The sequence below is a fragment of the Microbacterium resistens genome, from assembly GCF_031456305.1.
GTDB lineage: Bacteria > Actinomycetota > Actinomycetes > Actinomycetales > Microbacteriaceae > Microbacterium > Microbacterium resistens_A.
This window is the reverse complement of sequence record NZ_JAVDUM010000011.1, coordinates 116790-139042: the sequence shown is the minus strand read 5'-3', so window position 1 is coordinate 139042 and position 22253 is coordinate 116790. Positions and strand designations below refer to the sequence as shown.

At 71.1% G+C, this 22253-nt stretch carries 28 protein-coding genes; 18 read left to right on the top strand and 10 right to left on the bottom strand.

Annotated features, from left to right (window positions below; translation table 11 throughout):
• Positions 1-181 precede the first annotated feature (181 nt).
• The 6 genes from J2Y69_RS13075 to J2Y69_RS13050 form a co-directional block, all read right to left on the bottom strand.
• Positions 182-694 carry an Lrp/AsnC family transcriptional regulator gene (locus tag J2Y69_RS13075; protein ID WP_310021428.1) on the bottom strand — a complete coding sequence of 171 codons (513 nt, stop codon included), beginning with the start codon at positions 692-694 and terminating at the stop codon, positions 182-184.
• A 137-nt stretch (positions 695-831) separates the two neighbouring features.
• Positions 832-2226 (bottom strand): amino acid permease, encoded by a 1395-nt coding sequence (locus J2Y69_RS13070; protein ID WP_310021426.1) that lies wholly within the window; start codon positions 2224-2226, stop codon positions 832-834.
• Entirely contained in the window at positions 2223-3344 is a 1122-nt protein-coding gene (locus J2Y69_RS13065) for a histidinol-phosphate transaminase (RefSeq protein ID WP_310021424.1), read from the bottom strand. The genes J2Y69_RS13070 and J2Y69_RS13065 overlap by 4 nt, the downstream gene beginning before the upstream one ends.
• A 545-nt stretch (positions 3345-3889) precedes the next feature.
• Entirely contained in the window at positions 3890-4552 is a 663-nt protein-coding gene (locus J2Y69_RS13060) for a hypothetical protein (protein ID WP_310021422.1), read from the bottom strand.
• 153 nt (positions 4553-4705) lie between these two features.
• Positions 4706-5935: a sensor histidine kinase gene (locus J2Y69_RS13055; protein ID WP_310021421.1), complete on the bottom strand. Its 1230-nt coding sequence runs from the start codon at positions 5933-5935 to the stop codon at positions 4706-4708.
• Positions 5932-6606, bottom strand: a complete 675-nt coding sequence (locus J2Y69_RS13050; protein ID WP_310021419.1) for a response regulator transcription factor — start codon at positions 6604-6606, stop codon at positions 5932-5934. Before J2Y69_RS13050 ends, J2Y69_RS13055 begins: the two co-directional genes overlap by 4 nt.
• A 134-nt stretch (positions 6607-6740) precedes the next feature.
• Between J2Y69_RS13050 and J2Y69_RS13045 the strand changes: the two genes are divergently transcribed.
• From J2Y69_RS13045 to J2Y69_RS12965, 17 genes are all read left to right on the top strand, one after another.
• Positions 6741-7259 (top strand): hypothetical protein, encoded by a 519-nt coding sequence (locus J2Y69_RS13045; RefSeq protein ID WP_310021417.1) that lies wholly within the window; start codon positions 6741-6743, stop codon positions 7257-7259.
• On the top strand, positions 7259-8329 hold the full coding sequence (locus J2Y69_RS13040) for a peptidoglycan-binding protein (protein WP_310021415.1): 1071 nt from the start codon (positions 7259-7261) through the stop codon (positions 8327-8329). The genes J2Y69_RS13045 and J2Y69_RS13040 overlap by 1 nt, the downstream gene beginning before the upstream one ends.
• Positions 8326-9087: an ABC transporter ATP-binding protein gene (locus J2Y69_RS13035; RefSeq protein WP_310021413.1), complete on the top strand. Its 762-nt coding sequence runs from the start codon at positions 8326-8328 to the stop codon at positions 9085-9087. Before J2Y69_RS13040 ends, J2Y69_RS13035 begins: the two co-directional genes overlap by 4 nt.
• On the top strand, positions 9084-10271 hold the full coding sequence (locus tag J2Y69_RS13030; protein ID WP_310021410.1) for an ABC transporter permease: 1188 nt from the start codon (positions 9084-9086) through the stop codon (positions 10269-10271). Before J2Y69_RS13035 ends, J2Y69_RS13030 begins: the two co-directional genes overlap by 4 nt.
• 238 nt (positions 10272-10509) lie before the next feature.
• A complete protein-coding gene (locus J2Y69_RS13025; protein WP_310021408.1) occupies positions 10510-10944 on the top strand; it encodes an Asp23/Gls24 family envelope stress response protein in 435 nt (144 codons plus the stop codon).
• Entirely contained in the window at positions 10941-11132 is a 192-nt protein-coding gene (locus J2Y69_RS13020; RefSeq protein ID WP_310021405.1) for a DUF2273 domain-containing protein, read from the top strand. Before J2Y69_RS13025 ends, J2Y69_RS13020 begins: the two co-directional genes overlap by 4 nt.
• Positions 11129-11464 carry a hypothetical protein gene (locus tag J2Y69_RS13015; RefSeq protein WP_310021404.1) on the top strand — a complete coding sequence of 112 codons (336 nt, stop codon included), beginning with the start codon at positions 11129-11131 and terminating at the stop codon, positions 11462-11464. The genes J2Y69_RS13020 and J2Y69_RS13015 overlap by 4 nt, the downstream gene beginning before the upstream one ends.
• Positions 11464-12039: a hypothetical protein gene (locus J2Y69_RS13010; RefSeq protein ID WP_310021402.1), complete on the top strand. Its 576-nt coding sequence runs from the start codon at positions 11464-11466 to the stop codon at positions 12037-12039. The genes J2Y69_RS13015 and J2Y69_RS13010 overlap by 1 nt, the downstream gene beginning before the upstream one ends.
• Complete coding sequence (locus J2Y69_RS13005) at positions 12036-12662, top strand: hypothetical protein (RefSeq protein WP_310021400.1); 627 nt, start codon at positions 12036-12038, stop codon at positions 12660-12662. The genes J2Y69_RS13010 and J2Y69_RS13005 overlap by 4 nt, the downstream gene beginning before the upstream one ends.
• 143 nt (positions 12663-12805) lie before the next feature.
• Positions 12806-13045: a CsbD family protein gene (locus J2Y69_RS13000; protein WP_310021398.1), complete on the top strand. Its 240-nt coding sequence runs from the start codon at positions 12806-12808 to the stop codon at positions 13043-13045.
• Positions 13046-13263: 218 nt separating this feature from the next.
• Positions 13264-13839: an RNA polymerase sigma factor gene (locus tag J2Y69_RS12995; RefSeq protein ID WP_310021396.1), complete on the top strand. Its 576-nt coding sequence runs from the start codon at positions 13264-13266 to the stop codon at positions 13837-13839.
• Complete coding sequence (locus J2Y69_RS12990) at positions 13836-14459, top strand: Asp23/Gls24 family envelope stress response protein (RefSeq protein WP_310021393.1); 624 nt, start codon at positions 13836-13838, stop codon at positions 14457-14459. Before J2Y69_RS12995 ends, J2Y69_RS12990 begins: the two co-directional genes overlap by 4 nt.
• Positions 14456-14791, top strand: a complete 336-nt coding sequence (locus J2Y69_RS12985) for a hypothetical protein (RefSeq protein WP_310021390.1) — start codon at positions 14456-14458, stop codon at positions 14789-14791. Before J2Y69_RS12990 ends, J2Y69_RS12985 begins: the two co-directional genes overlap by 4 nt.
• A 238-nt stretch (positions 14792-15029) precedes the next feature.
• Positions 15030-15401 (top strand): PadR family transcriptional regulator, encoded by a 372-nt coding sequence (locus J2Y69_RS12980; protein WP_310021388.1) that lies wholly within the window; start codon positions 15030-15032, stop codon positions 15399-15401.
• Positions 15398-15766 (top strand): DUF1048 domain-containing protein, encoded by a 369-nt coding sequence (locus J2Y69_RS12975; RefSeq protein WP_310021386.1) that lies wholly within the window; start codon positions 15398-15400, stop codon positions 15764-15766. Before J2Y69_RS12980 ends, J2Y69_RS12975 begins: the two co-directional genes overlap by 4 nt.
• Positions 15763-16578: an ABC transporter ATP-binding protein gene (locus J2Y69_RS12970; RefSeq protein ID WP_310021384.1), complete on the top strand. Its 816-nt coding sequence runs from the start codon at positions 15763-15765 to the stop codon at positions 16576-16578. The genes J2Y69_RS12975 and J2Y69_RS12970 overlap by 4 nt, the downstream gene beginning before the upstream one ends.
• Positions 16575-17339 (top strand): ABC transporter permease, encoded by a 765-nt coding sequence (locus J2Y69_RS12965; protein WP_310021382.1) that lies wholly within the window; start codon positions 16575-16577, stop codon positions 17337-17339. Before J2Y69_RS12970 ends, J2Y69_RS12965 begins: the two co-directional genes overlap by 4 nt.
• Before the next feature lie 86 nt (positions 17340-17425).
• Here J2Y69_RS12965 and J2Y69_RS12960 read toward each other — a convergent pair whose 3' ends face one another.
• A complete protein-coding gene (locus J2Y69_RS12960) occupies positions 17426-18091 on the bottom strand; it encodes a TetR/AcrR family transcriptional regulator (protein ID WP_310021381.1) in 666 nt (221 codons plus the stop codon).
• Between the two features lie 67 nt (positions 18092-18158).
• Between J2Y69_RS12960 and J2Y69_RS12955 the strand changes: the two genes are divergently transcribed.
• Positions 18159-19316 (top strand): FAD-dependent monooxygenase, encoded by a 1158-nt coding sequence (locus tag J2Y69_RS12955; protein WP_310021378.1) that lies wholly within the window; start codon positions 18159-18161, stop codon positions 19314-19316.
• A gap of 116 nt (positions 19317-19432) precedes the next feature.
• Here J2Y69_RS12955 and J2Y69_RS12950 read toward each other — a convergent pair whose 3' ends face one another.
• The 3 genes from J2Y69_RS12950 to dnaB form a co-directional block, all read right to left on the bottom strand.
• Positions 19433-19753 (bottom strand): hypothetical protein, encoded by a 321-nt coding sequence (locus J2Y69_RS12950; protein WP_310021376.1) that lies wholly within the window; start codon positions 19751-19753, stop codon positions 19433-19435.
• Positions 19754-19779: 26 nt separating this feature from the next.
• Complete coding sequence (locus J2Y69_RS12945) at positions 19780-20334, bottom strand: hypothetical protein (protein WP_310021374.1); 555 nt, start codon at positions 20332-20334, stop codon at positions 19780-19782.
• A gap of 518 nt (positions 20335-20852) precedes the next feature.
• Complete coding sequence (gene dnaB, locus J2Y69_RS12940; protein WP_396653099.1) at positions 20853-22226, bottom strand: replicative DNA helicase; 1374 nt, start codon at positions 22224-22226, stop codon at positions 20853-20855.
• Positions 22227-22253: the final 27 nt, after the last annotated feature.

Genomic DNA, 22253 nt, shown 5'->3' with positions numbered 1-22253 from the left:
GGGCCCGGCGCTCGGCGGTCCCGGCGTCGTTTGTGCCCCGGCGTGGCAGTTGTTGTGGGTTCACGGGGTGCTCAACCCACCGTTTGTGCCACGGCGGGGCACAAACGGTGGGTTGAGATCACGGGTCAGACCCAGGGTCAGACCCAAGCCTCGCCAGACCCAGGCCCAGGCCCAAGCCCGGTCAGGCCACCGGGCCGCGATCGGCAGGGGGTGACGCCTCCGCGACGTCGGCGACATGGGCGACGAGAGGCAGCACACGGCCGGAGAGGTGCGTGCGCATCGCGATCGACGAGGCCGTGCGCGCGACGCCGGGAACCAGCGCGACCCGATCCAGCACCTCCTGGAGCTGCGTCGCCTCCCTCGCCACGAGACGGAGCTGCATGTCGCTCGCCCCGGTGACGGTGTACATGTCGACGATCTCCGGGACGGCGTCCGCAAGCGCCTCCGCCACGGCGTCGTGCCCGACCTTCTGGTCGATCTCCACCAGGCAGAACGCCACGAGGCCGTAGCCGAATCCGCTGGGATCGATACGGGGGACGATCGCCTCGATGACACCAGCCTCGTGCAGCCGCGCGAGCCGGCTCGTCGCCGTGCCCCGCGCCACCCCGAGCCGCCGCGCGCACTCCAGGATCGAGAGCTGCGGGGACTCGGTGAGGAGACGGATCAGCTCCGCGTCCAGACGGTCGATGCGCATCGGCTACCCCTCGATCCCCGGAACGGCACCATCCCGGATCAGAGCCGAGCCCCGGACCAGAAGCGAGCCCCGAATCAAGACCGAGCCCCGAATCACCAAGCCCCGAACCACCAAGCCCCGGATCACCGAGCTCCGGGTCACGACCCGTCCTTCGTCACGCCGGGCCGGGAGGAGCCGCGGGTGAGGCGCGCGACCAGCAGCAGCACCACGGTCAGCCCGATGGTCAGCAGCAGCTGGGTGCGGGCGGCGGCGTCCGTCATCGCGAGGACGATCACCCCGCCCAGCAGCACGAGGCAGAGCCAGGAGAGCCACGGGAAGCCCCACATCCGCACGGGCATCGCCTCGCCCGCACGGTCCGCCCGACGACGCAGCACGATCTGCGCCAGGGCCGTCGACACCCAGATCACGAGGAGGGTCGATCCCACGACGTTCAGGAGCGCAGGGAGCACGACGTCGGGGAACGCCCAGTTCAGACCCACCGTGACGAACCCGAAGGCGACGGACGCCAGCACCGCGACCCGGGGAACGCCGCCCCGGCTGGTGCGGGTGACGACCTGCGGCGCCAGCCCTCGCTCGCCGAGCGAGAAGACCATGCGCGACGCTCCGTAGATATTCGCGTTCATCGCCGAGAGCAGCGCGATCACCACGATGATCGACATGACCAGGTCGACGCCGGGGATCCGGATCGTCGCGAGCACGGCCGAGAACGGCCCTTCAGCGACGGCGGGGTCGTTCCAGGGCAGGACGGCGACGATGACGAAGATCGAGCCGAGGTAGAAGACGATGATCCGGACCATCACCTCGCGCACGATGCGACGGATGTTGCGGGCCGGATCGTCCGACTCCGCGGCGGCGATCGCCACGACCTCCGTGCCGCCGAACGCGAACACGACGATGAGGAGCGCGGCGGCGATCCCGCCGATCCCCTGCGGCGCGAAGCCGCCGTGCGCGACGAGATTGCCGATCCCGGTGGCCGGCACCCCGGGGAACAGGCCGATGATCGCGGCGACCCCGACCAGCAGGAAGACGATGATCGCGACCACCTTGATCGCCGCGAACCAGAATTCGAAGCGCCCGTAGTTGCGGACGCCGAAGAGGTTGACCGCCGTGAGCGCGGCGACGAAGACGAGCACCCACGCCCAGGCCGGCACGCCCGGAACCCATCCGGACACGATGCCGGCGGCTCCCGTCGCCTCGGCCGCGATGACGACGACGAGCTGGATCCAGTACAGCCAGCCGACGGCGCTGCCCGCGCTGCGCCCGAGCGCCTTCTGCGCGTAGGAGCTGAAGGCGCCGGAGCTGGGCCTGGCAGCGACCATCTCCGCCAGCATCGCCATGACCAGCACGACGATGGTGCCGGCGACGAGATACGACACCAGCACGGCGGGGCCGGCGATCCCGATGGCCTGCCCGGACCCGACGAACAGCCCCGCGCCGATCGCGCCGCCGAGGCCCATCATCGAGATCTGGCGACGGGTGAGCCCCGGGTGCAGCCCGCGGGTGGTCGTCGTGACGACGGGGACCTCGGTCATGCGCGCACCCCCTCGACCACGGCGGCGGACTGCACGGCGGCGGGCTCGGCGACGGCGGGCTCGGCGACGGCGGCGGCCACCCGGTCCACGTCCTCCGCCGATCCGGAGGAGATCCGCACCCCGTCACCCGCGAAGGCGCGCGCGACGACCCCGCCGGCGCGCAGCAGAGCATCCAGCTCGGCGGTGCGCTCCCCGGCGGCGACCCAGACGAAGTTGGCCTCCGAGGCGACGGCGGGCCAGCCGGCCTCGCGGAGCACGCCGAGCATCCGGTCCCGCTCCGCCACGACCTCGGCGATCCGGACGGCGAGCTCGTCCTCGGCGTCGAGCGAGGCGAGGGCCGCGGCCTGGGCGAGGTCGGTCACCCCGAACGGGATCGCGGTCTTGCGCTGGTTCTCCGCGACCTCGACGGGCGCGATCGCGTAGCCGATGCGGAGCCCCGCCAGCCCGTACGCCTTCGAGAAGGTGTGCAGCACCGCGACGTGCGGATAGCGGCGGAACAGCCCGATGCCCGCGCCGCGGGTGCTGCCGTCGGCGTACTCGCTGCGATCGAAGTGCACGTAGGCCTCGTCGATCACCACGAGCACGTCGCGAGGGACGGCGTCGACGAAGCGCTCCAGTTCCTCGGCGCCCACGACGGTCCCCGTCGGGTTGTTGGGGTTGCAGACGAAGATCAGACGGGTGCGCGGCGTGATCGCCGCCCGCATGGCGTCGAGGTCGTGCCGGAGGTCCGCATCCAACGGGACCGGCACCGGCGTCGCCCCGGCGATGCGCACGAGGGACGGATAGGCCTCGAAGGAGCGCCAGGCGAAGACGACCTCGTCGCCCGCCCCTGCCACGGCGTGGATGAGCTGGGCTGCGAGCTCGACCGATCCGGCGCCGACCGTCACGCTCTCCGCCGGCACGTCGTACCGTTCGGCGAGCCGGCCGATGACCGCCGACGCGCTCATGTCCGGATACCGATGGATGCCGGCGACCCGATCCTGCACCGCGCGGACCACCGAGGGCAGCGGCGGATGCGGGGACTCGTTGGAGGAGAGCTTGGAGGATCCGGCCGGTGCCGCGGCGCCCTGCCGGTAGGCGGGCACGGCGGCAAGGCCGGGGCGTGTGGGGAGGGGCATCGTCAGAGCGTCCTTGCTGTGAGAGGCTCGGCCGGGATGGCCGCGTACGTTGCGCAACCCTAGAGCGCTCGGCGGCGGTTAGGCAATCGGCTCAGCGGATGCTGCGCAGGCCGCGCAGCTCGTCGCCGATCTTGGCTCTTCGACTGTACAGTCTGCGCATTCCCCTCGACCGCACTTCGGCGGCCTCCGCTCCGCCCGCTCCCCCGGCGACCTCACTCGGGCCCGGCCGCTCCGGCCCGCCCCGCCCGGGTCGCTCGCTCCGGTCCACTCCGCGCCGCACTCGCCCGCCCCGCCCACCCCGCGAGACCGTCCGATTCCGGTGAGACTGCATCTGCGTCACGAGACTGCAGGAAAATCGCGCAGTCTCGTGACGCAGATGCAGTTTCGCGGAGGAGGCGCGGAGGACGGGCGGGCGGAGGAGAGGGAGCGCGGAGGAGGCGCGGGAAGGACACGGGCCGGACCCCGGACACGAGGAAGCCCGGTGCGCGCGACCGCGAGGGGGTCTGCTGCGCACCGGGCTTCAGCGCCGGTGAGGGGACCGGCGATTAGACGGTGGCGGTTCCGGTGAAGTTCACCGTTCCGGCACCGAAGAGGACGAGACCCGTCGCGAGCCCGTTGAGGTTCCAGGTCAGCGTCACGGGGCACTCGATGCTCAGGCCGATGCCGTACTGGAGCGTCGTCGTGACGGTCACGGTGAGGGTCTCCGGGACGACCGGGTACGGCGGGATGCCGGCGATCGAGCCACCGTTGGGCAGGTAGACGTTGTTGAACACGAACGCCGAGGGGAAAGCCCCGACGGTCGAGATGTTGCCGGCGCCGACACCCAGGCCCACGGACGAGGTGTAGGAGTTGCCATCGGACATGGTCAGCGTCGCCGAGGTCACGACGAACGTGAAGGCGGGCTGGAAGATGTTCTGCCAGCTGATGCCGCAGGCCGTGGCGTCCAGGCCGAACAGGTTCGGCATCGCGATGATGCCGCGGTTGCCGAGGACGCCTGCCTGCAGCGTCCAGACGCCGCCGATGACGCCGCCGATGATCGGCAGACCCGCCTTGATACAGGTCGGGCAGGCGGGCGTCGAGGCGGAGGCCATCGGCGCCGCGGCGGCCGCGGCGACGACGGGCAGCGACCAGGCCGCGGTCTTCACGACCGAGCGGCGGCTGATCTCCTTCTTCGGCGCAGCGTCGATGCGCGTGTCCATTTCAGTCATGTGTGTTCTCCCAAGGGGTCGGCCCGTCGGATCCGGGTCCGTGCGAATGTGCGCCGCCCCGTGGCTGCGCTCCCTGAATCCTGTCGAGAGGGCATTCCGTCCGGGTACGCCCATGTCGCAAAATGGAAGAAACGTGTCGCGTTACCGAGATATTCAGGTCGCAATGCGACGTCGGAAGCTCACGGTGACGATCAGGCCGCCGCCGTCCCGCGGCTCCAGCCTCAGCTCAGCGCCGTGCACCTCGGCCACCGATCGCGCCATCGCCAGCCCCAGCCCGTAGCCGCCGCCGGCATCGCGGCGCGCGCGGTAGAGCGGCTCGGTGAGCTTGACCACCTCGTCGCGCGGGATCAGCGGCCCGGTGTTCTCCACCCGGAGCCGCACCCGGTCCCCCGCAGGCCCCGTGGAGATCCGGATCAGCCCGCGCTCGTCGTTGTGGCGCACGGCGTTCTGCACGAGGTTGTCCACGAGGAGGGCAGCCAGCACCGGCTCCGCCTCGGTCCACGCCGGCGCGAGGGTGAGAACGGGATCGAGGTCGGTTCCGCGCGCGCCCTCCGCCTCGGCCACACGCCGCACGGCGTCGCGGGCGAGCGCGGAGAGGTCCACCGGCTCGGAAGAGTGTGCGCCTGCCTCCACGCTCGTGAGCGCCAGGAGCGCCTGGACCAGCTCGATGCTGCGGTCGTTGTTCTGTCGCACCCGCTCGAGGAGCATCTCCCCGTCGACCGCACCCGGGTGCGCCCGGGCGACGTCCAGCAGCGTCTTCGTGGCGGTGAGGGGCGTCCGCAGCTCGTGCGCGGCGTTCGAGGCGAAGCGCTCGTGGGCCGTGAACGCCCGTTGCAGACGGTCGAGGGTGTGGTCGAACGTGTCCGCGAGATCCCGGATCTCGTCGTTCGGGCCGCCCAGCGCGATGCGATGGTCCAACGACCCCTCCCCCGCACGGTGCGCGGCCTCGCCGATCTGCGCGAGCGGCCTCATCATCCGTCCGGAGACGGCCCAGCCCGCCCACCCGGCGAGCACGGTGAGGACCACGAGGATCGCGATGCCCGCCCAGAGGAGGGTCTCCAGGAGGTCGGCGACCCCTCTGATCGACACGGTGGCCGCGGGCATCCACGAGGCGTCCGTGAGCCCGGCGATCCCCTCGCTCGGCACGGTCGGCGCCGCGCTCGCCAGCCCCTGGAGCTTGGGGTCATCGGGCACCTCGGAGGGGAGGGAGGTGATCATGTACGTCGGCACGAAGCGCATGTAGAGGTACAGGAGGGCGATCACCAGCGTCCCCGCGCCGAAGGCGATCGCCCCGAAGGCGAGCGTCAGCCGCCAGCGGAAGGTCAGCCTCCGCGCCGGCAGCGGCGTCGGCGTCCGCGTTGGCGTTGCCGCGGCGACGCTCACGGCCGGTCCGAACGCTCGACGACCCGGTAGCCGCTGCCGGGGACGGTCTCGATGACCCACGGCTCGCCGAGCTTCTTGCGCAGTCCGCTGACGGTGACCCGGATGGAGTTCGTGAACGGGTTGGCGTTCTCGTCCCAGGCCTTGTCGAGGAGCGTCTCGGCGCTCACCACCCCGCCGTCCGCGCGCAGCAGCACCTCGAGGACGGCGAGCTCCTTGCGGGTGAGGCGGACGGTCGCGCCGTCCCGCCGCACGGTCCGCCGGAACAGGTCGAGCTCGATCCCCGCCCGCGAGAGCACGGGAGGGATGGACGTCGCGCCGCGCCGGCCCAGCGCACGGAGCCGGACGACGAGCTCGGAGAACTCGAACGGCTTCGGCAGGTAGTCGTCGGCGCCGAGCTCGAAGCCGGAGATGCGCTGCGTGAGGGTCCCCGCGGCGGTGAGCATGAGGACGGCCGGGGCATCCGCCCGTGTAGCGAGCCGTGCGCAGACCTCGTCGCCGTGCACTCCGGGGATGTCCCGGTCCAGCACGAGCGCGTCGTAGGGGGTGATCTCGGTGGCGTCGAGCGCATCGGCCCCGTCGGCCACGAGGTCGACGGTGAACCCCTCCAGTCCCAGACCGTGCCGCAGCGCCTCGCCGAGCGCCGGGTCGTCCTCCACCACCAGTATCCGCACGCGCGCCCCCTTCCGGACCAGGTCAGTCCACCACAGCGGGGCTAAGCGTGACGTAAAGACGGTCCTTACGCCCTCGCAACCGGCGCTCGGCTCGACTTGGTCCCGTCCTGTCCGACTCGGCCGAGGAGACCATCATGATCCGTTCCACCCGCCGCTCCCGCTTCGCCGTCGCCGGCGCCCTGGCGGCGACGCTGCTCGCCCTCGTCACCGCATGCGCCGCCCCGGGCGCCGCTCCCGGATCCGCTCCCGACCCCTCGTCCGCGAAGGGCGGCGCCGCCTCCTCGTCGAAGGGCGGCGGAGACGCGGAGAAGGAGTTCCAGGACTGGCAGCTGAAGTTCGCCGAGTGCATGCGGGGAGAGGGCATCGACATGCCCGATCCGTCGAAGGACGGCGCCTCCGTCACCCTCGAGATCCCCGCGGACTCGACCGCGTTCGATGCGGCGTCGAACACCTGTCAGAAGAAGCTCGGCACACCGCCGTCGATCGACGGGAAGTCGGAGCAGGAGGTCCTGGACGAGCAGCTCAAGACGGCCCAGTGCCTGCGCGACGCGGGCATCGACGTCGAGGATCCCAAGCCCGGCCAGGCGATGGGCCTGCCCATGGACGTCCCGGAGGACGTCATCAAGAAGTGCCTGACCCCGGCGGGGAACTGATGGCCGCGATGTCCCGCCGACGCCGCGGCTGGATCGTCGGGGCGTCGATCGCCGCGGTGCTCGCCGTCGGCGGAGGGGCCGCCGCCTGGCTGCTCGCCCCGCCGAGCGCCGACGCCGCCCCCGATCCGACACCACCGACGACCACGCCCGTGGTCTCCGCACCGCTCGCCTCGTCGATCCGCACGCCGGGGACGATCGGCTTCGCGGACCCGCGGGACCTCGCCGCCTCGCTCGGCGGTGTGCTCACCGCGCTCCCCGCGCCCGGCACGGTCGTCGGCCAGGGGCAGGAGCTGTATCGCGCGGGCGATGCGCCCGTCATCCTGCTCCGCGGCGCCCTGCCCGCCTGGCGGGACTTCGCGTCCGGGATGGAGGACGGGCCCGACGTGCAGCAGCTCGAGCAGAGCCTCGCCGACCTCGGGTTCTTCGACGGCACGATCGACCGTCAGTTCACGGATCGGACCGAGGAGGCGATCCGCGCCTGGCAGAAGGCCAACGGCCTCGACCGCGACGGGGTGATCCCGCGCGGTCGGGTGGTGTTCTCCCCGGCGGATGTCCGGGTCGGCGACCCCAAGGCCTCGATCGGCGCCGACGTCGCCCCCGGGACGCCGCTGTACGCCGCGAGCAGCGCGACCCCGATCATCTCCGCGCAGATCCCGTCCGCGCAGCGGGCGGACGTCGCGGTCGGCGACGCCGCTCAGATCACGCTGCCCGGCGGCGGCCAGAGCACCGGCACCGTGACCGCCGTCGGCTCTCCCCAGGAGAAGCAGGACGCGGCGGGCAAGAAGCAGCTGATGATCCCCCTCACGATCACGCCGGACGATCCCGCGGCCGTCGCCGCCCTCGCCCCGCTCACCGCGCAGCTGACGTTCACCCGCACCACGCAGGAGAAGGTGCTCCAGGTCCCGGTCGCCGCCCTCCTGGCGGTCGGCCCGGAGAAGTACGCCGTCGAGGTCGTCCGCGACGGGAAGACCGTGGAGGTCGCGATCGAGACCGGGCGCTTCTCCAGCGGCATGGTGGAGATCACCGGTGGCGATCTGAAGGCCGGCGACGATGTGGTGGTCCCCGAATGAGGGCCGTCGTCGAGCTGCACGACGTCACGCGCAGCTACGGCTCGCCACCGGTCCAGGCCCTCCGCGGGGTCTCGTTGCGGATCGAGGAGGGCGAGTTCGTCGCCATCGTCGGGCCCAGCGGATCCGGCAAGTCGACGCTGCTGAACATCCTCGGGTCGCTGGACCGACCGACCACGGGTCGCGCCGTGATCGACGGGCAGGACGTCGCCGCCCTCGGCGACGACCGGCTCGCCGCCCTGCGCGCGCATCGGCTCGGGTTCGTGTTCCAGCAGTTCCACCTGGCCGACGGGCGCTCCGCGCGGCACAACGTCGCCGACGGACTGCTCTATCAGGGCGTCCCCGGATCCGTCCGCATCGCCCGCGCCGAGGAGGCGCTGACGGCGGTCGGCCTCGGGCATCGTCTGGACAACAAGCCGCACCAGCTCTCCGGCGGCGAGCGCCAGCGCGTCGCCATCGCCCGCGCGATCGTCGGGGATCCGGCACTCCTCCTCGCCGACGAGCCCACCGGGAACCTCGACTCGCGATCGGGGACGGGGATCGTCGAGCTGCTGCACGAGCTCAACACCGGCGGGGCGACGGTCATCGTCATCACCCACGACGAGTCGCTCGCCGAACGCCTCCCCCGCCGGATCAGGGTCAGGGACGGCCTGGTCGTCGACGACACCGGGGCTCCCTCCGCCCCGTCCCCCGCCGGCTCCTCCGCAGGCTCCCCTGCCGGCTCCTCCGCGGGCTCCGAGCACCCGGGGGTCGTCGCGTGAGCGCCCGGTCCCGGCTGCGGCCCGGCGACGCCCTCGCGCTCGGCGGCAACGGGCTCCGCTCCCGGCCGCTGCGCGTGGTGCTCTCCGCGCTGGGGATCGCGATCGGCATCGCGGCGATGATCGCGGTCGTCGGCATCTCCACCTCCGGCCAGGCCCGGTTGAACGCCGAGTTCGCGCGGCTCGGCACGAACCTCCTCACGATCACGCCAGGGAAGGACCTGGTCGGCGCGGACGTGAAGCTCCCGGCCGGGGCGCCGGACGCCGTCCGTCGCCTGTCCGGCGTCACCGACGTCTCGGCGATCGGCCTGATCGAGAACGTGCCGGTGTACCGCAGCGCGCTCATCGACAAGGCGAGGACGGCCGGGCTCGGCATCGCGGTCGCCGATGAACGGCTTCCGGGCACGGTGGGCGCGACCCTGCGCGCGGGCACCTGGCTCAACGAGGCCACGAGCGGGTATCCCGCCGTGGTGCTCGGCGCGACCGCTGCGGAACGGCTGGGTGTCGTCCGCCCCGGCGTGCAGGTGCTCATCGGCGACGAGTACCACACGGTCGTCGGCATCCTCGATCCCGTGGCGCTCGCCCCCGAGCTCGACACCCTCGCGCTCGTCGGCGCGCAGAACGCCCGCGAGCGCCTCGGGTACGACGGCTCGCCGACCACGGTCTTCGAGCGCTCGGCCGACGAGGACGTCTCGCGTCTGCGCGAGATCCTCCCCTCCGCCGTCGATCCGGAGAAGCCGGGCCAGGTGGCCGTGAGCCGGCCGTCCGATGCGCTGGCGGCGAAGCACGCCACCGATCAGGCCTTCACGGGGCTCCTCGTGGGCCTCGGCTCCGTCGCGCTCCTGGTCGGCGGCATCGGCGTCGCGAACACGATGATCATCTCGGTGCTCGAACGGCGTCGCGAGATCGGGCTCCGCCGCGCGCTGGGGGCGACCAGGGCCCACATCCGGGTGCAGTTCCTCACCGAGGCGCTGCTGCTCTCGCTCCTCGGCGGCATCGTCGGCTCGGCGATCGGGCTGGGGGTGACCGCGGTCTTCGCGGCGGCGAACGGATGGCTCCTCTCGATCCCGCCCGGGGTGTTCGCCGCGGCGATTGGGACGACGCTCGCGATCGGCGCCGTCGCGGGGCTGTATCCCGCGATCCGCGCCGCCCGCCTCCCGCCCACCGCTGCCCTGTCGGCGCAGTAGCGCCCTCCCGTCCCGTCCCCTCGCCCCGTCCCTCCTCCCCTTTTCGCCGAGACGGCATCTGCGTCACGAGACTGCGTGAAAATCGCGCTGTCTCGGAAGGCAGATGCCGTCTCGCCGATCTCTGCCCGATCCCGGGGAATCTCTTTTGTGACGTTTCCCCCTCGGCCTGCGTCTTAGGAGTGTCGTCGGTTCACGGCGGCCCGCCCATCCGGGCGGCGACACAGGGGAGGCCATCATCATGGCGAACGACATCGTGGCAGCGGAGAAGAAGACTCAGGCGACCGGGCTGAGCGGCAAGACGACGATCGAGGACGGCGTGGTCGCCAAGGTCGCGGGGATCGCGGCGCGCGAGGTCCGCGGCGTCTACGCACTGGGCGGCGGGGCCGCCCGCGTGGTCGGCGCGATCCGGGACGCCCTGAACTCGACGGACCTCTCCCAGGGCATCAGCGTCGAGGTCGGGGAGAAGCAGGTCGCCGTCGACGTCACGATCGTCGCCGAGTACCCGGTCGCGCTCCAGGAGCTTGCCGCCGAGGTCCGCGCTTCCGTCTACCGCGCGATGGAGAGCCTGATCGGCATGGAGGTCACCGAGGTCAACGTGACCGTGAACGACGTCCACATCCCCTCCGACGACGACAGCGCCGACGACGAGGCGCAGGAGGCGCGGGTCCGGTGACCGCCACCGTGACGGGCGCCGCCGTCGGGGCGGTGCTGGCCCTCACCTGGGTCGCGTTCGGCTTCTGGGCGTTCATCCTCGTCGGCGTCGCGATGCTGCTCGGCGCCGGCATCGGACGCATCGCCGACGGTCGCCTCGATCTGAGAGCTCTGGCCGACGCGGTCCGCGGACGCCGCACGTCGTCATGAGCACGGCGGAGACGGAGACGCGGGAGCAGCGCGGGCAGACGGTCATCGCCGTGCAGGCGCTGCGACGGGTCGCCGTGGGCCTCGTGTCCAGGACGGCGGACGTGCGGAGCGCCGACGTCTCGGTCCGGCTCGATGACGCCGGCGGCGTGCTGCGCGCGTCGGTCTCGCTTCCGGTGTCCGTCGGCCGAGACGGCGCGAGCGCGTCCGCGCAGGGGGACGCCGTCCGGCGAGCACTGATCGTGGGGTTCGATCGGCTCGCCGGACGACGGCTGGGGACGGTCGACGTGCGCTATTCCGGCGTGCGGCCGCCGAAGACGAGAAGGGTGATCTGATGACGTCCGAGCAGAGGACGTACCGACGCCTCCTGCGCAGGGAGACGCACTCCCCGCGCACGGTCGCGGCGGTCGTGGTCGCCTCCGTGCTCCTCCTGGGGATCGCCGCCGGAGGGGCGCTGGCGATCTGGGCGGGCGTCGACGACGCCGGCAGGAGGTTCGCGGCGGGGCTCGGCGAAGGCCTGGGCGCCGCGATGGCCGGGCACGCCGATCCGGCCGGCCTCGTCGTGGTGACCGCGGTGATGGCGCTGGCGGGGATCCTGCTGATCACCCTCGCGGTCACGCCCGGACGCCGCGCGCGACGCAGCCGGACGGCCGAGCGGTCGGCGGTGCTGGTCGACGACGGGGTGCTCGCGGATGCCGCGGCCTCGGCCGTCGCCGTGCGCTGCGGCATCCCGCGGGGCCAAGTGGCGGTCACGGTCGGACCACGCCGAGCGACGGTGCGGATCCGACCCGTGAGCGGGGTCGCGGTGGACCGGGAGGGGGCTGCGTCCGCGGCCACGGCCACGCTGTCGGATCTGGGCTTCACGACCCGGTCGACCGTCATCGTCTCGCCGAACGGGGTGTTGTCGTGAACTCCACGAACCGCTTCGTCAACCGTGCGCTGCTCTTCATCACGGGCCTCGTGCTCCTGGTCGTCGCCGCGGTGGCGGTGCTCCGGCTCCTGCCGATCGCGGGAGCTCAGGACGTCCACGACCGCGTGACCGACGCCATGGAGCAGGCCGGGAGACAGGCCGTGGACTGGTCGGGGTCCTGGGGGATCCCGCTGCCGGATGGCCGCATGCTGGACGGCACCGCGATCCTCGCCGGCGGAGGCGGCCTGATCGTCGCCGTCCTCCTGGTCGTCTTCCTGTCGACGCGGGGCGGAGGGCGCGCACGGACGGTGCTGAGCTTCGGCGGTGACGAGGGGACGACCAGGGTGGACGCCTCCGTGGCGGATGCCGTCCTGTCCGGGCCCCTCGGCGAGCGCAGCGACGTGCTGTCGTCCCGGGCGCAGGCCTTCCGGGTTCATCGAGCGCCCGCGATCAGGCTCGCGATCGTCCCGAGATCCGGGGCACGGCTTCCGGAGATCCTGACCGCCGCCGACGCCGCGGTCGAGGAGTGGGACGGACTGGCCGGAGCACGCCTCCCGGTCCTCGTGCACCTGGCCGATCGAGGCGGTCTGGATCGCCTCCGCGCCGCGACGCGGGTGCGCTGACGATCACGGACCGGACGCCGGAAAGACCATGACGCCGGTAAAAAGCATGACGCCGGGAAAGACCATGACTCCGGAAGACCGCCAAGCCCCCGGGGCCGACAGGCCTCGGAACGAAGAAGAGAACCGACGAGAGGAAGAACGACATGAGCACGCAGGACAAGTTCGACGCCGCGGCCGACCAGGTGAAGGGCACGGCCAAGGAGGTCGTCGGAGACGCCACCGGTGACGACGGGCTCGCCGCCGAGGGCAAGGCCGATCAGCTCCGCGGCCAGGTCAAGGAGGCCGCCGAGAAGGTCAAGGACACCGCGGAAGATGTCGTGGAGAAGGCGAAGGACGCCGTGGAGAACACTGCGGAGAAGATCAGGGACGCCTTCAAGAAGTAGCGATCGTCCGACGCCGTTCCGGATCGCGGTGCGATCGACGGCACGGCAGCGCTCCGTGACTCGTGTCGATCATCTACGGAGCACGGGCCGGACGACGCGCACCCGTTGAACGGTCTCACAGACAAATCCGCCGGATGCCACAGGCACCGGCGACCATGGGGTCGGCACCCTCGGCGCCGACCCCATGCCGCACCCACCACTGGCAGGAAGGCAGATGGATGACCGACCCCGACTCCCGGCTCCTGCTGGCGCAGGCGGACGACCGCACCGTCGCAGGACGGGCGGCGGATGGGGACGTCGATGCCTTCACCACGCTCGTGCGCCGCTACACGCCGCTGCTCCGGGCCTACGCGCGCCGTATCCTCGGCGCCACCGCGAGCGTGGACGACATCGTCCAGGAGGCCTTCGTGACGGCATGGCAGAAGCTCCCCGAGCTGGAGCAGCCCGCGAAGGTCAGGAGCTGGCTGATGCGGATCGTGAGCCGGAACGCGATCAGCGAGCTCCGCGCGACCCGCCCGCATCTCGACCTCGACGACGCACCGGAACGCACCCTGGCGACGCCGCTTCACGAGGCCCCTCCGGCCACGGTCGAACGACGTGCCGAGCTCGCCGCCCTCGCCGAGGCCCTCGGCGAGCTCCCCGCCGCCCAACGGGAATGCTGGGTCCTCCGTGAGGTCGGAGGGCACTCGTACGAAGAGATCGCGGAGGATCTGGACATCCCCGTGAGCACGGTGCGGGGTCTGCTCGCCCGAGCACGGAGATACATCATCACGCGGATGGAGGAATGGCGATGAGCCGAGAGGGACGCGGGACGGGATCGGTCGCCCTCGGGTTCGGCCCTGAGGACCTCGACGGTCACACCATGGACGAGCTCGTCGACTACCTCGACGCCGGCCGGACGCCTCCGGACCCGTCGATCGAGCAGTCGCCGGGGTGCCGCATCGCGTTGGAGGCGCTCGCCCGGCTGCGGTCCCTGGGGGCGGAGCTGATCGACGACGACACCGCGGAGGAGCCGCCGGTCGAGGAGGACTGGGTGCAGCGGGTCCTCTCCGGCATCGCCCTCGACGCCCGAGCCGGACGCCGGATCCCCCTGGACGCCCCGGGGCCGGACGACCTCGGGATGTCCGAGGGCGCGGTCCGTGGACTCATCCGGGCCGCCGAGCGGGCGACCCCCGGCGTGATCGTCGGCCGTTGCCGGCTCGACGGCGACCTGACGACGTTCGACGCGCCGGTCCGCATCGAGGTGGAGGCGAGCCTGCCCTACGGCGAGCCGATCCATGACATCGCCGACCGGCTGCGCGCGACGATCGACGCCGAGCTCCGCCGCCACACCGATCTCGTCGTCACCGGGATCGACATCATCGTCCATGACCTGAGGATCGACGTGGGGTCCTCCGAGGAGGCGCACCGATGAACCCGCAGCAGGAGAGGGAGCTCGCCTTCGCCATCGAGACGGCGCTTCTGGAGACGCCGGGGATCGCGGTGCTGTTCCCCGTCGACGGGGCGGTGTCCGTCGCCGTCGACGCCGGGGCGCGCCTGCTCGGGATCCGCACCGACCGCGAACCCCTGGTCCGGGTCCGGGCGGAGTCGGAGCCCATCGAGGTCGACGCCTCCCTCGGCGCCGATGGAACGCTCGGCGCCGCCGACACGACGCGAACGGCGCGGCAGGTGATCCGCGCGCTCCTGCCCCCGACGACAGAGGCACGGATCCGCCTCACCCTCGCCCAGATCGACCTGCAGGGCTGACCCGACTCCCCCGCCCTCCCGGCCCCGCCCCTCTCCGGCCCGCCCCGGGCTCTCCCCGCCGAGACTGCATCTGCGTCTCGAGACAGCGCGATTTTTCCGCAGTCTCGGGACGCAGTTGCTGTTTCGGCGAGCCTCCCGCCCTCGCTGGAAATCGACGGGTATTCAGTGTTGCTATGTACCGGTACTTAGTGTTACCGTCTAGTGGTACTCAACGACACAGAGTAGAAGGAGGTGTCCCATGGGGAACCAGTTGACAGAGATGCTCAAGGGCACTCTCGAGGGGATCGTCCTCGCGATCCTCTCCGCTCGTCCGGCCTACGGATACGAGATCACGGCGCGGCTGCGGGACGAGGGCTTCGCCGAGATCGCGGAGGGCACGGTCTACGCCCTGCTCGTCCGGATCGAGCAGAGGGGCTTCGTGGACGTGGAGAAGGTGCCCTCGGAGAAGGGCCCGCCGCGGAAGGTGTACTCGCTCAACGCGCAGGGCCGGAACCAGCTCACCGAGTTCTGGGGAACGTGGAGCTTCCTCACCGAGCGGATCGAACAGCTCCACCACCACATCGACAGCAAGAACGACGACGACCAGCAGGACGAAGGAGACCGATCATGACCGCCAAGTGGATCGAGGCCCTCACCGGGCCCCTCGAGCAGAAGAAGCAGTACCGTCAGGCCAAGGCGCGCCTGGACGCGCTGCCCGAGCCTTACCGCAGCACCGCCAGCGCCTTCAACCGGTACTTCATGTACTACGGCGGCATCACCGACGGCGACACGATCGTGCAGATGTTCCTCGACCTCACCGACCTGTGGGAGCGCGCGGCCCTGGACGGCACGCCCGTGACCGAGATCGTCGGGGATGACCCGGTCGAGTTCGCCGAGACGTTCGCCCAGGCCTACGGCGGCAAGCAGTGGATCGACAAGGAGCGCGCCCGCCTCATCAAGGCCGTCGATCAGGCGAAGCGGGGTGAGGAACGATGACCACCACCCGGACACGCGGGCCTGCGATCCGCGTCCAGGGCGTCACCAAGTCCTTCAAGGACCTCCAGGTGCTGCGCGGCGTCGACTTCGAGGTCGCCGCGGGGAGCATCTTCGCCCTGCTCGGCTCGAACGGCGCCGGCAAGACCACGCTGGTGCGGATCCTGTCGACGCTCCTGAAGGCCGATGCGGGCACCGCCACCGTCAACGGTATCGACGTCGCCTCCGCACCGAACGACGTGCGGCAGTCGATCAGCCTGACCGGCCAGTTCGCCGCCGTCGACGAGGTGCTCAGCGGTCGGGAGAACCTCGTGCTCGTCGCCAAGCTGCGCCACCTGAAGAACCCGGGTGCGATCGCCGACGACATGCTCGCCCGGTTCTCGCTCACCGACGCCGGAAGCAGGAAGGCCGCGACCTACTCGGGCGGCATGCGCCGCCGGCTCGACATCGCCATGAGCCTGATCGGCAACCCGCCGATCATCTTCCTCGACGAGCCGACCACCGGTCTCGACCCGCAGGCCCGCATCGAGGTGTGGCAGACCGTGAAGGAGCTGGCCGACAGCGGCACGACCGTGCTGCTGACCACCCAGTACCTCGACGAGGCCGAGCAGCTCGCCGACCGGATCGCGATCCTGCACAAGGGCACGATCATCCAGAACGGCACCCTCGCCGAGCTCAAGCGGCTCCTCCCCTCCGCCAAGGTCGAGTACGTCGAGAAGCAGCCCTCCCTCGAGGACGTCTTCCTGGCGCTCGTCGGCGAGACGGGCGAGGCCGACACCACGGGCACGGCCTCCGCAGGAAAGGAACTCCGATGACCTCCCACGTCCTCAGCGACACCGGCGTCCTCACGGGCCGGTCGCTGCGCCACATCCTCCGCAGCCCCGACACGATCATCACGACCGCGGTCACCCCGATCGCGCTGATGCTGCTGTTCGTGTACGTGCTGGGCGGCGCGATCAACACCGGTTCCGACGAGTCGTACATCAACTACATGCTCCCGGGCATCCTGCTGATCACGATCGCGTCCGGCATCGCCTACACCGCGTACCGGCTGTTCCTGGACATGCAGGGCGGCATCTTCGAGCGCTTCCAGTCGATGCCCATCGCCCGGTCGAGCGTCCTGTGGGCGCACGTGCTCACCTCGGTCGCGGCGAACCTGGTCTCGGTCGCCATCGTCACCGGCGTCGCCCTGATCATGGGGTTCCGCACCGGCGCGTCCGTCGGGGCGTGGCTCGCCATCGCGGGCATCCTGATCCTGTTCACCCTGGCACTGACCTGGGTGGCCGTGATCGCCGGGCTCTCCGCCAAGACGGTGGACGGGGCGAGCGCGTTCAGCTACCCGCTGATCTTCCTCCCCTTCATCAGCTCGGCGTTCGTGCCCACCGCATCAATGCCCGGCCCCGTCGCCTGGTTCGCCGAGAACCAGCCGGTGACGTCCATCGTCAACACGGTCCGCGCGCTGTTCGCACAGCAGCCCGTCGGCAACGACATCTGGGTCGCCCTCGCCTGGCTCGTCGGGATCCTCGTCGCCGCCTACGCGTTCGCGATCGCGATCTACCGCAAGAAGATCAGCTGACGATCAGCGCACGGGATCCGCGATGGCGGGCCGTCTCCTCCGGGAGCGGCCCGCCATCGTCGTTCCGTACCGCCTCACGATCGCCCTCATCCCCCGTCGGCGATACCGCGGAGGTAGGCGGCGACGATCGACTCGACCGGCAGCTCGGCGCCGGCGACGATCCGCCGCACCAGGAGCGCGTCGGTGAGGTCGAAGAGCTCCGAAGCGCGATCCTCGGCCGACCGGACCCCGATCTGCGCGAGCGCCGAGATCGCGAGCGACCGCACCCCCTCCTGCACGGGGGACCGTCTGGCGAGGACCTCCCGCAGCGGATCGTCGGCGTCGAGCTCCAGGAGGAGGGCGTACCGGGCGCGCATGTCATCGCCTCGGGAGGCCAGCGCATCGATCAGGGCCGCGACCATGCGCGCCATCCCGTCGATGTCGCTATCGGCACCAGGACCGGCGTCAGGACCGGCACCAGGACCCGCGCCAGGACCGGTCCTGACTCCGATGCCGCCCGGAGGCGTCGCCGTGTCGTGGCCCACGAGGCCCTTCGCATCCTCCGCCGAGCGCTCCACGAGGTTCTGGACGATGAGCTCCAGGAGCGCCCGCCGCGTGGGGGCGTAGTAGGAGCTCGACCCCTGCGCGATGCCGGCCTCTCGATCGACCGCGCGATGGGTGAGCGCACGCATGCCGTCACGAGCGAGGATGCGGATCCCGCTCTCGGCTATCGCCCGCCGCCGATCGGATCCGCTGTTCCGAGTGGCGACCATACGGCGACCATACACCTGTAGAGTTTGCATCGGAGAGAGTCTCTACAGATGTAGCAGGAGGTGTGATGTGAGGATCGCGATCGTCGGCGCGGGCATCGGCGGACTGTGCGCCGCCGCGGGACTGCAGCGTTCCGGCGCGGAGGTCGCCGTGTTCGAGCAGAGTCCCGGGATCCGCCCCGGCGGATCCGGGCTCACCGTGTTCGGGAACGGCCTGACGGCGCTGGACTCGATCGGTCGAGGAGAGGCGTTCCGGGCCGTCACCACGGCGGAGGCCGGCGTTCTCCGGGGCGGACAGCGCCGCCCTGATGGCTCCTGGCTCTCCACTTTTCCCGCGGACGAGCTGACCGGACTCCGAGTGGTCGAGCGGGTGCGTCTGCACGAGCTCCTCGCGTCCGCTATCTCGCCGGACGCGTTCCGCCTCGGCCATCGCGTGATCGAGGCGGCGCAGGACGGCCGGGTCACCACCATCGCCGCGGACGGCGCGCGGCGGGAGGAGCCGTTCGACCTCGTCGTCGGCGCCGACGGGCTGAGGAGCGCCATCAGAGCGTCCTGGCCGCAGGATCCCGGGACCGTCTACGCGGGGTACTCGGCGTGGCGCGGCATCACCGAGCGCCCCGTCGACCTCCGCGGGGAGGCGGGAGAGACCTGGGGCGTCGGGAGGAGGTTCGGGGTCGCCCCACTCCCCGATGGCCGGGTGTACTGGTTCGCGGTGCTCAGCGTCCGGCAGGGCCACCGATTCGATGATCACGCCGAGACGCTGAACGAGCTCTTCGGCCACTGGCATCGACCGATACCCGAGCTCATCGCCGCGACCCCGCCCTCCGCCATCCAGTACCACCCGATCGAGGAGCTCGCCGGCCGGCTGCCGTCCTTCGTCCGCGGCCGCACCGTGCTGCTCGGCGACGCCGCCCACGCCATGACGCCCAATCTCGGCCAGGGCGGAGGGCAGGCGATGGAGGACGCGGCGACGCTCACGGCGCTGCTCTCCCCGTTCGCGGCGGCCGCCCCCGACGCCGCGGAGCTGAAGGTCGCATTGCGGCGATACGACGAGCTCCGCGTGTCCCGGAGCCAGCGGGTCGCGCGACGCTCACGGGCCGTCGGCCGGCTCGCCCATGTTCCGGGCCGCACGCTCTCGTCCGTCCGCGACCTGGTGGTCCGCGCCACTCCGGCCTCGGCGCTGCGACGCCAGCTCGCGTGGCTGCAGGACTGGACGCCGCCCGCCTGATCCCGCTCCGGTACCGGCCTGATCCGCGCCTGCCCCCGGAGACGACGATCGCGGTGGAGCAGACCTTCGTCCACGCCACCGCGATCGTGCACAGCCGCTCCCCGCGGAGCGGAGGGTCAGGCGCCGGCGCGCGCCTCGGTGATGTTCTCGGACGAGCCGGTGCTGTCCAGCTTCCAGACGCCGTCCTGATCGATCAGGGCAAGCGCGACCTGCTCGCCGCCGGCGGATGCGGTGGCGGTGCCCCGGGATCCGTTGCCGGAGAAGGTCGACGCGTCGATCGAGAAGTCCGCGGGGAAGGCGACGGAGGCCACGGCCTCGGCCGTCGGCACGACGCCGGGGGCGAACGCGACGGCGGAGGTGAACACCGCGACGTCGTCCTGGTTGACGGACGCCGCGATCTCGTCGGCGCGGACCTGGGTGAAGTTCGTTTCAGTCATGAGGTCTCCTTAGCTTTCCCGGCGCGTCAGCGGCCGCAGTATCCGATGAGCACGCCGAACAGCGAGACGCCGAGCAGCGTCTGACCCGCGGCATCGTCGGCCTTGTTCGTGTTGGCGTTGCCGATGATGGTCCCGACCGACATCGTGTAGGTGCGGAGGGCCTGCGCCGAGGCGAAGCCGGTCACCTGCACGGTGGCCGAGGATCCGGCGGGGATGTCGCGCGTGAGGGTGAACTGCACGGTGTTCCCGTTGAGGAAGTTGAAGAACCCCAGGCCGTTGCTGTCACCGAAGGTGAGGTTGCCGATCCCGGTTCCGGTGATGTTGAACGTCGAGCCGGCGCGCACGGTGCTCCCGACCGCGGCGATGGTGAACTGCGGGAAGGACTGCCCGATGCCGAGGATGTTGATCCCGTAGCAGGACGAGGAGACGCGGACGTTCTGCTGGTCGGCCGGGACGGACGCCGCCGCCAGCGGCATCGCGGAGGCTGCCGCGATCACCGGGACGGACCACGCCGCGGTCTTCAGGACGGACCGACGCGACGGTCCGCTTCCCTTGGTCGTGCTGGTGCTCTCAAAGGTCATGCCTGTCGCTCCCGGAGTCTCGCGGATGGATGCGCTCACGATCCGGAAGGAGCGAGAAGTCGAGCCGGCACCGCCGCCGACGCGCCTCTCGGACGCGACGATGATGCGCGGCACGGCGTCGTGCGGGATCTCCCGGACGGGGCTCGTCGGAATCGAGCCCGTGTACGGGCGCGGCCCCCAGAGCCGCGCCTCAAGAATCGTCTCCCAGGCACGGTCAACGGATCAGGGTTAATGTCGCATTGCAGGCGGAATCAGTCGCAATCAAGCCGAAAGGCTATGCATGCCGTGAGTGTGCCGCGACGAAGTCCTCGCAAACCGCAGCAATGGTCGCGTGCCAGCGGCCCGGTACAGTCAGCCGGCTCCGATGGAACGGGACGATGCTCATCCGGGCATTCTGTCCTGTGCCGCAGGGCTGACGCTGATGGTGGTGCTCACGCTGATCTGAGTCGATCCGGGGCGCTTTGGGGTGCTTTCGGGGGCGCTCGGCATTTGTCCCGGGGTGTCCGTCCTCGAACGACTCAGTGGAAGTCGCCGCCGGGGGCCATGTCGGTGAAGCGGGAGAAGTGGCCCTGGAACGCCACCTGGATCGTCGCCGTCGGACCGTTACGGTGCTTGGCCACGATGAGATCGGCCTCGCCGGGGCGCACGTCCTTGTCGTAGACGGAGTCGCGGTGCAGCAGGATCACCATGTCGGCGTCCTGCTCGATCGATCCCGACTCGCGCAGGTCGCTGATCGCGGGCTTCTTGTCCTGCCGCTGCTCGGGACCACGGTTCAGCTGGGAGAGCGCGATCACCGGCACCTGGAGCTCCTTCGCGAGGAGCTTCAGCGCACGGGAGAACTCCGAGACCTCCTGCTGGCGGGACTCGACGCGCTTGCCGCTCGTCATCAGCTGCAGGTAGTCGATGATGACCATCTTGAGCCCCGCGCGCTGCTTGAGCCGACGGCACTTGGCGCGGATCTCGACGAGGGTCATGTTCGGACTGTCGTCGATGTACAGGGGCGCGTCGTTGATCCGGCCGCGGGTCGCGGCGACCGTGGTCCAGTCGCGCTGGTCGAGCGTTCCCTTGCGCATGTTCTGCAGGGGCACGGCGCCCTCGGCGCTGAGCAGACGCATCGCGATCTCGCTCTTGCCCATCTCGAGGGAGAAGAAGATCGACGGGTGATTGTGGCCGATCGAGGCGGAGCGCGCGAAGTCGAGCGCGAGCGTCGACTTTCCCATCGCGGGACGCGCGGCCACCACGATCATCTGGCCGCCGTGCAGGCCGTTGGTCAGCTCGTCGAGCTCCTTGAACCCGGTCGGGACGCCGGTCATCGACCCGTCGCGGCCGTTGGCGGCCTCGATCTCCTCGACCGCCGCGTCGACGGCAACCGTCAGCGGGACGTAGTCCTCGGTCTCCTGACCGCCCGTGACCGAGTAGATCTCCGCCTGCGCCGAGTTGACGAGGTCGGTCGCATCGCCCTGGCCGTCGTAACCCATCTGCACGATGCGCGTGCCGGCGTCGACGAGCTTGCGCAGGATCGAGCGCTCCGAGACGATCCCGGCGTAGTACCCCGCGTTCGCCGCGGTGGGGACGATCGAGGTCAGCGTGTGCAGGTAGTCGATGCCGCCAGCCCGCTGGAGGTTGCCGGTCTTGACCAGCTCGTCGCCGACCGCGATCACGTCGGTCGGCTCTCCGTGCGAGTACAGCGAGAGGATCGCCTCGTAGATCAGCTCGTGCTTGGGGATGTAGAAGTCGACCCCGCGGAGCGTCTCGATCACGTCCGCCACCGCGTCCTTCGACAGCAGCATGCCGCCCAGCGCGCTCTGCTCGGCGATCATGTCGTGCGGCGGGGTGCGCTCGGGCTCGCGTCCTCGCCCGAGACGCTCCTCCGAGATGTCGGCGATCGACAAGCTGCACTCCCCTTCTGTCGTTCTTCC

Bases quoted from the DNA above. Each gene is read 5' to 3' on its own strand.
- J2Y69_RS13075 (WP_310021428.1), bottom strand. From the start codon at position 694: ATGCGCATCGACCGTCTGGACGCGGAGCTGATCCGTCTCCTCACCGAG.
- J2Y69_RS13070 (WP_310021426.1), bottom strand. From the start codon at position 2,226: ATGACCGAGGTCCCCGTCGTCACGACGACCACCCGCGGGCTGCACCCG.
- J2Y69_RS13065 (WP_310021424.1), bottom strand. From the start codon at position 3,344: ATGCCCCTCCCCACACGCCCCGGCCTTGCCGCCGTGCCCGCCTACCGG.
- J2Y69_RS13060 (WP_310021422.1), bottom strand. From the start codon at position 4,552: ATGACTGAAATGGACACGCGCATCGACGCTGCGCCGAAGAAGGAGATC.
- J2Y69_RS13045 (WP_310021417.1), top strand. From the start codon at position 6,741: ATGATCCGTTCCACCCGCCGCTCCCGCTTCGCCGTCGCCGGCGCCCTG.
- J2Y69_RS13040 (WP_310021415.1), top strand. From the start codon at position 7,259: ATGGCCGCGATGTCCCGCCGACGCCGCGGCTGGATCGTCGGGGCGTCG.
- J2Y69_RS13035 (WP_310021413.1), top strand. From the start codon at position 8,326: ATGAGGGCCGTCGTCGAGCTGCACGACGTCACGCGCAGCTACGGCTCG.
- J2Y69_RS13025 (WP_310021408.1), top strand. From the start codon at position 10,510: ATGGCGAACGACATCGTGGCAGCGGAGAAGAAGACTCAGGCGACCGGG.
- J2Y69_RS13015 (WP_310021404.1), top strand. From the start codon at position 11,129: ATGAGCACGGCGGAGACGGAGACGCGGGAGCAGCGCGGGCAGACGGTC.
- J2Y69_RS13010 (WP_310021402.1), top strand. From the start codon at position 11,464: ATGACGTCCGAGCAGAGGACGTACCGACGCCTCCTGCGCAGGGAGACG.
- J2Y69_RS13000 (WP_310021398.1), top strand. From the start codon at position 12,806: ATGAGCACGCAGGACAAGTTCGACGCCGCGGCCGACCAGGTGAAGGGC.
- J2Y69_RS12995 (WP_310021396.1), top strand. From the start codon at position 13,264: ATGACCGACCCCGACTCCCGGCTCCTGCTGGCGCAGGCGGACGACCGC.
- J2Y69_RS12990 (WP_310021393.1), top strand. From the start codon at position 13,836: ATGAGCCGAGAGGGACGCGGGACGGGATCGGTCGCCCTCGGGTTCGGC.
- J2Y69_RS12985 (WP_310021390.1), top strand. From the start codon at position 14,456: ATGAACCCGCAGCAGGAGAGGGAGCTCGCCTTCGCCATCGAGACGGCG.
- J2Y69_RS12980 (WP_310021388.1), top strand. From the start codon at position 15,030: ATGGGGAACCAGTTGACAGAGATGCTCAAGGGCACTCTCGAGGGGATC.
- J2Y69_RS12975 (WP_310021386.1), top strand. From the start codon at position 15,398: ATGACCGCCAAGTGGATCGAGGCCCTCACCGGGCCCCTCGAGCAGAAG.
- J2Y69_RS12970 (WP_310021384.1), top strand. From the start codon at position 15,763: ATGACCACCACCCGGACACGCGGGCCTGCGATCCGCGTCCAGGGCGTC.
- J2Y69_RS12965 (WP_310021382.1), top strand. From the start codon at position 16,575: ATGACCTCCCACGTCCTCAGCGACACCGGCGTCCTCACGGGCCGGTCG.
- J2Y69_RS12960 (WP_310021381.1), bottom strand. From the start codon at position 18,091: ATGGTCGCCACTCGGAACAGCGGATCCGATCGGCGGCGGGCGATAGCC.
- J2Y69_RS12950 (WP_310021376.1), bottom strand. From the start codon at position 19,753: ATGACTGAAACGAACTTCACCCAGGTCCGCGCCGACGAGATCGCGGCG.
- J2Y69_RS12945 (WP_310021374.1), bottom strand. From the start codon at position 20,334: ATGACCTTTGAGAGCACCAGCACGACCAAGGGAAGCGGACCGTCGCGT.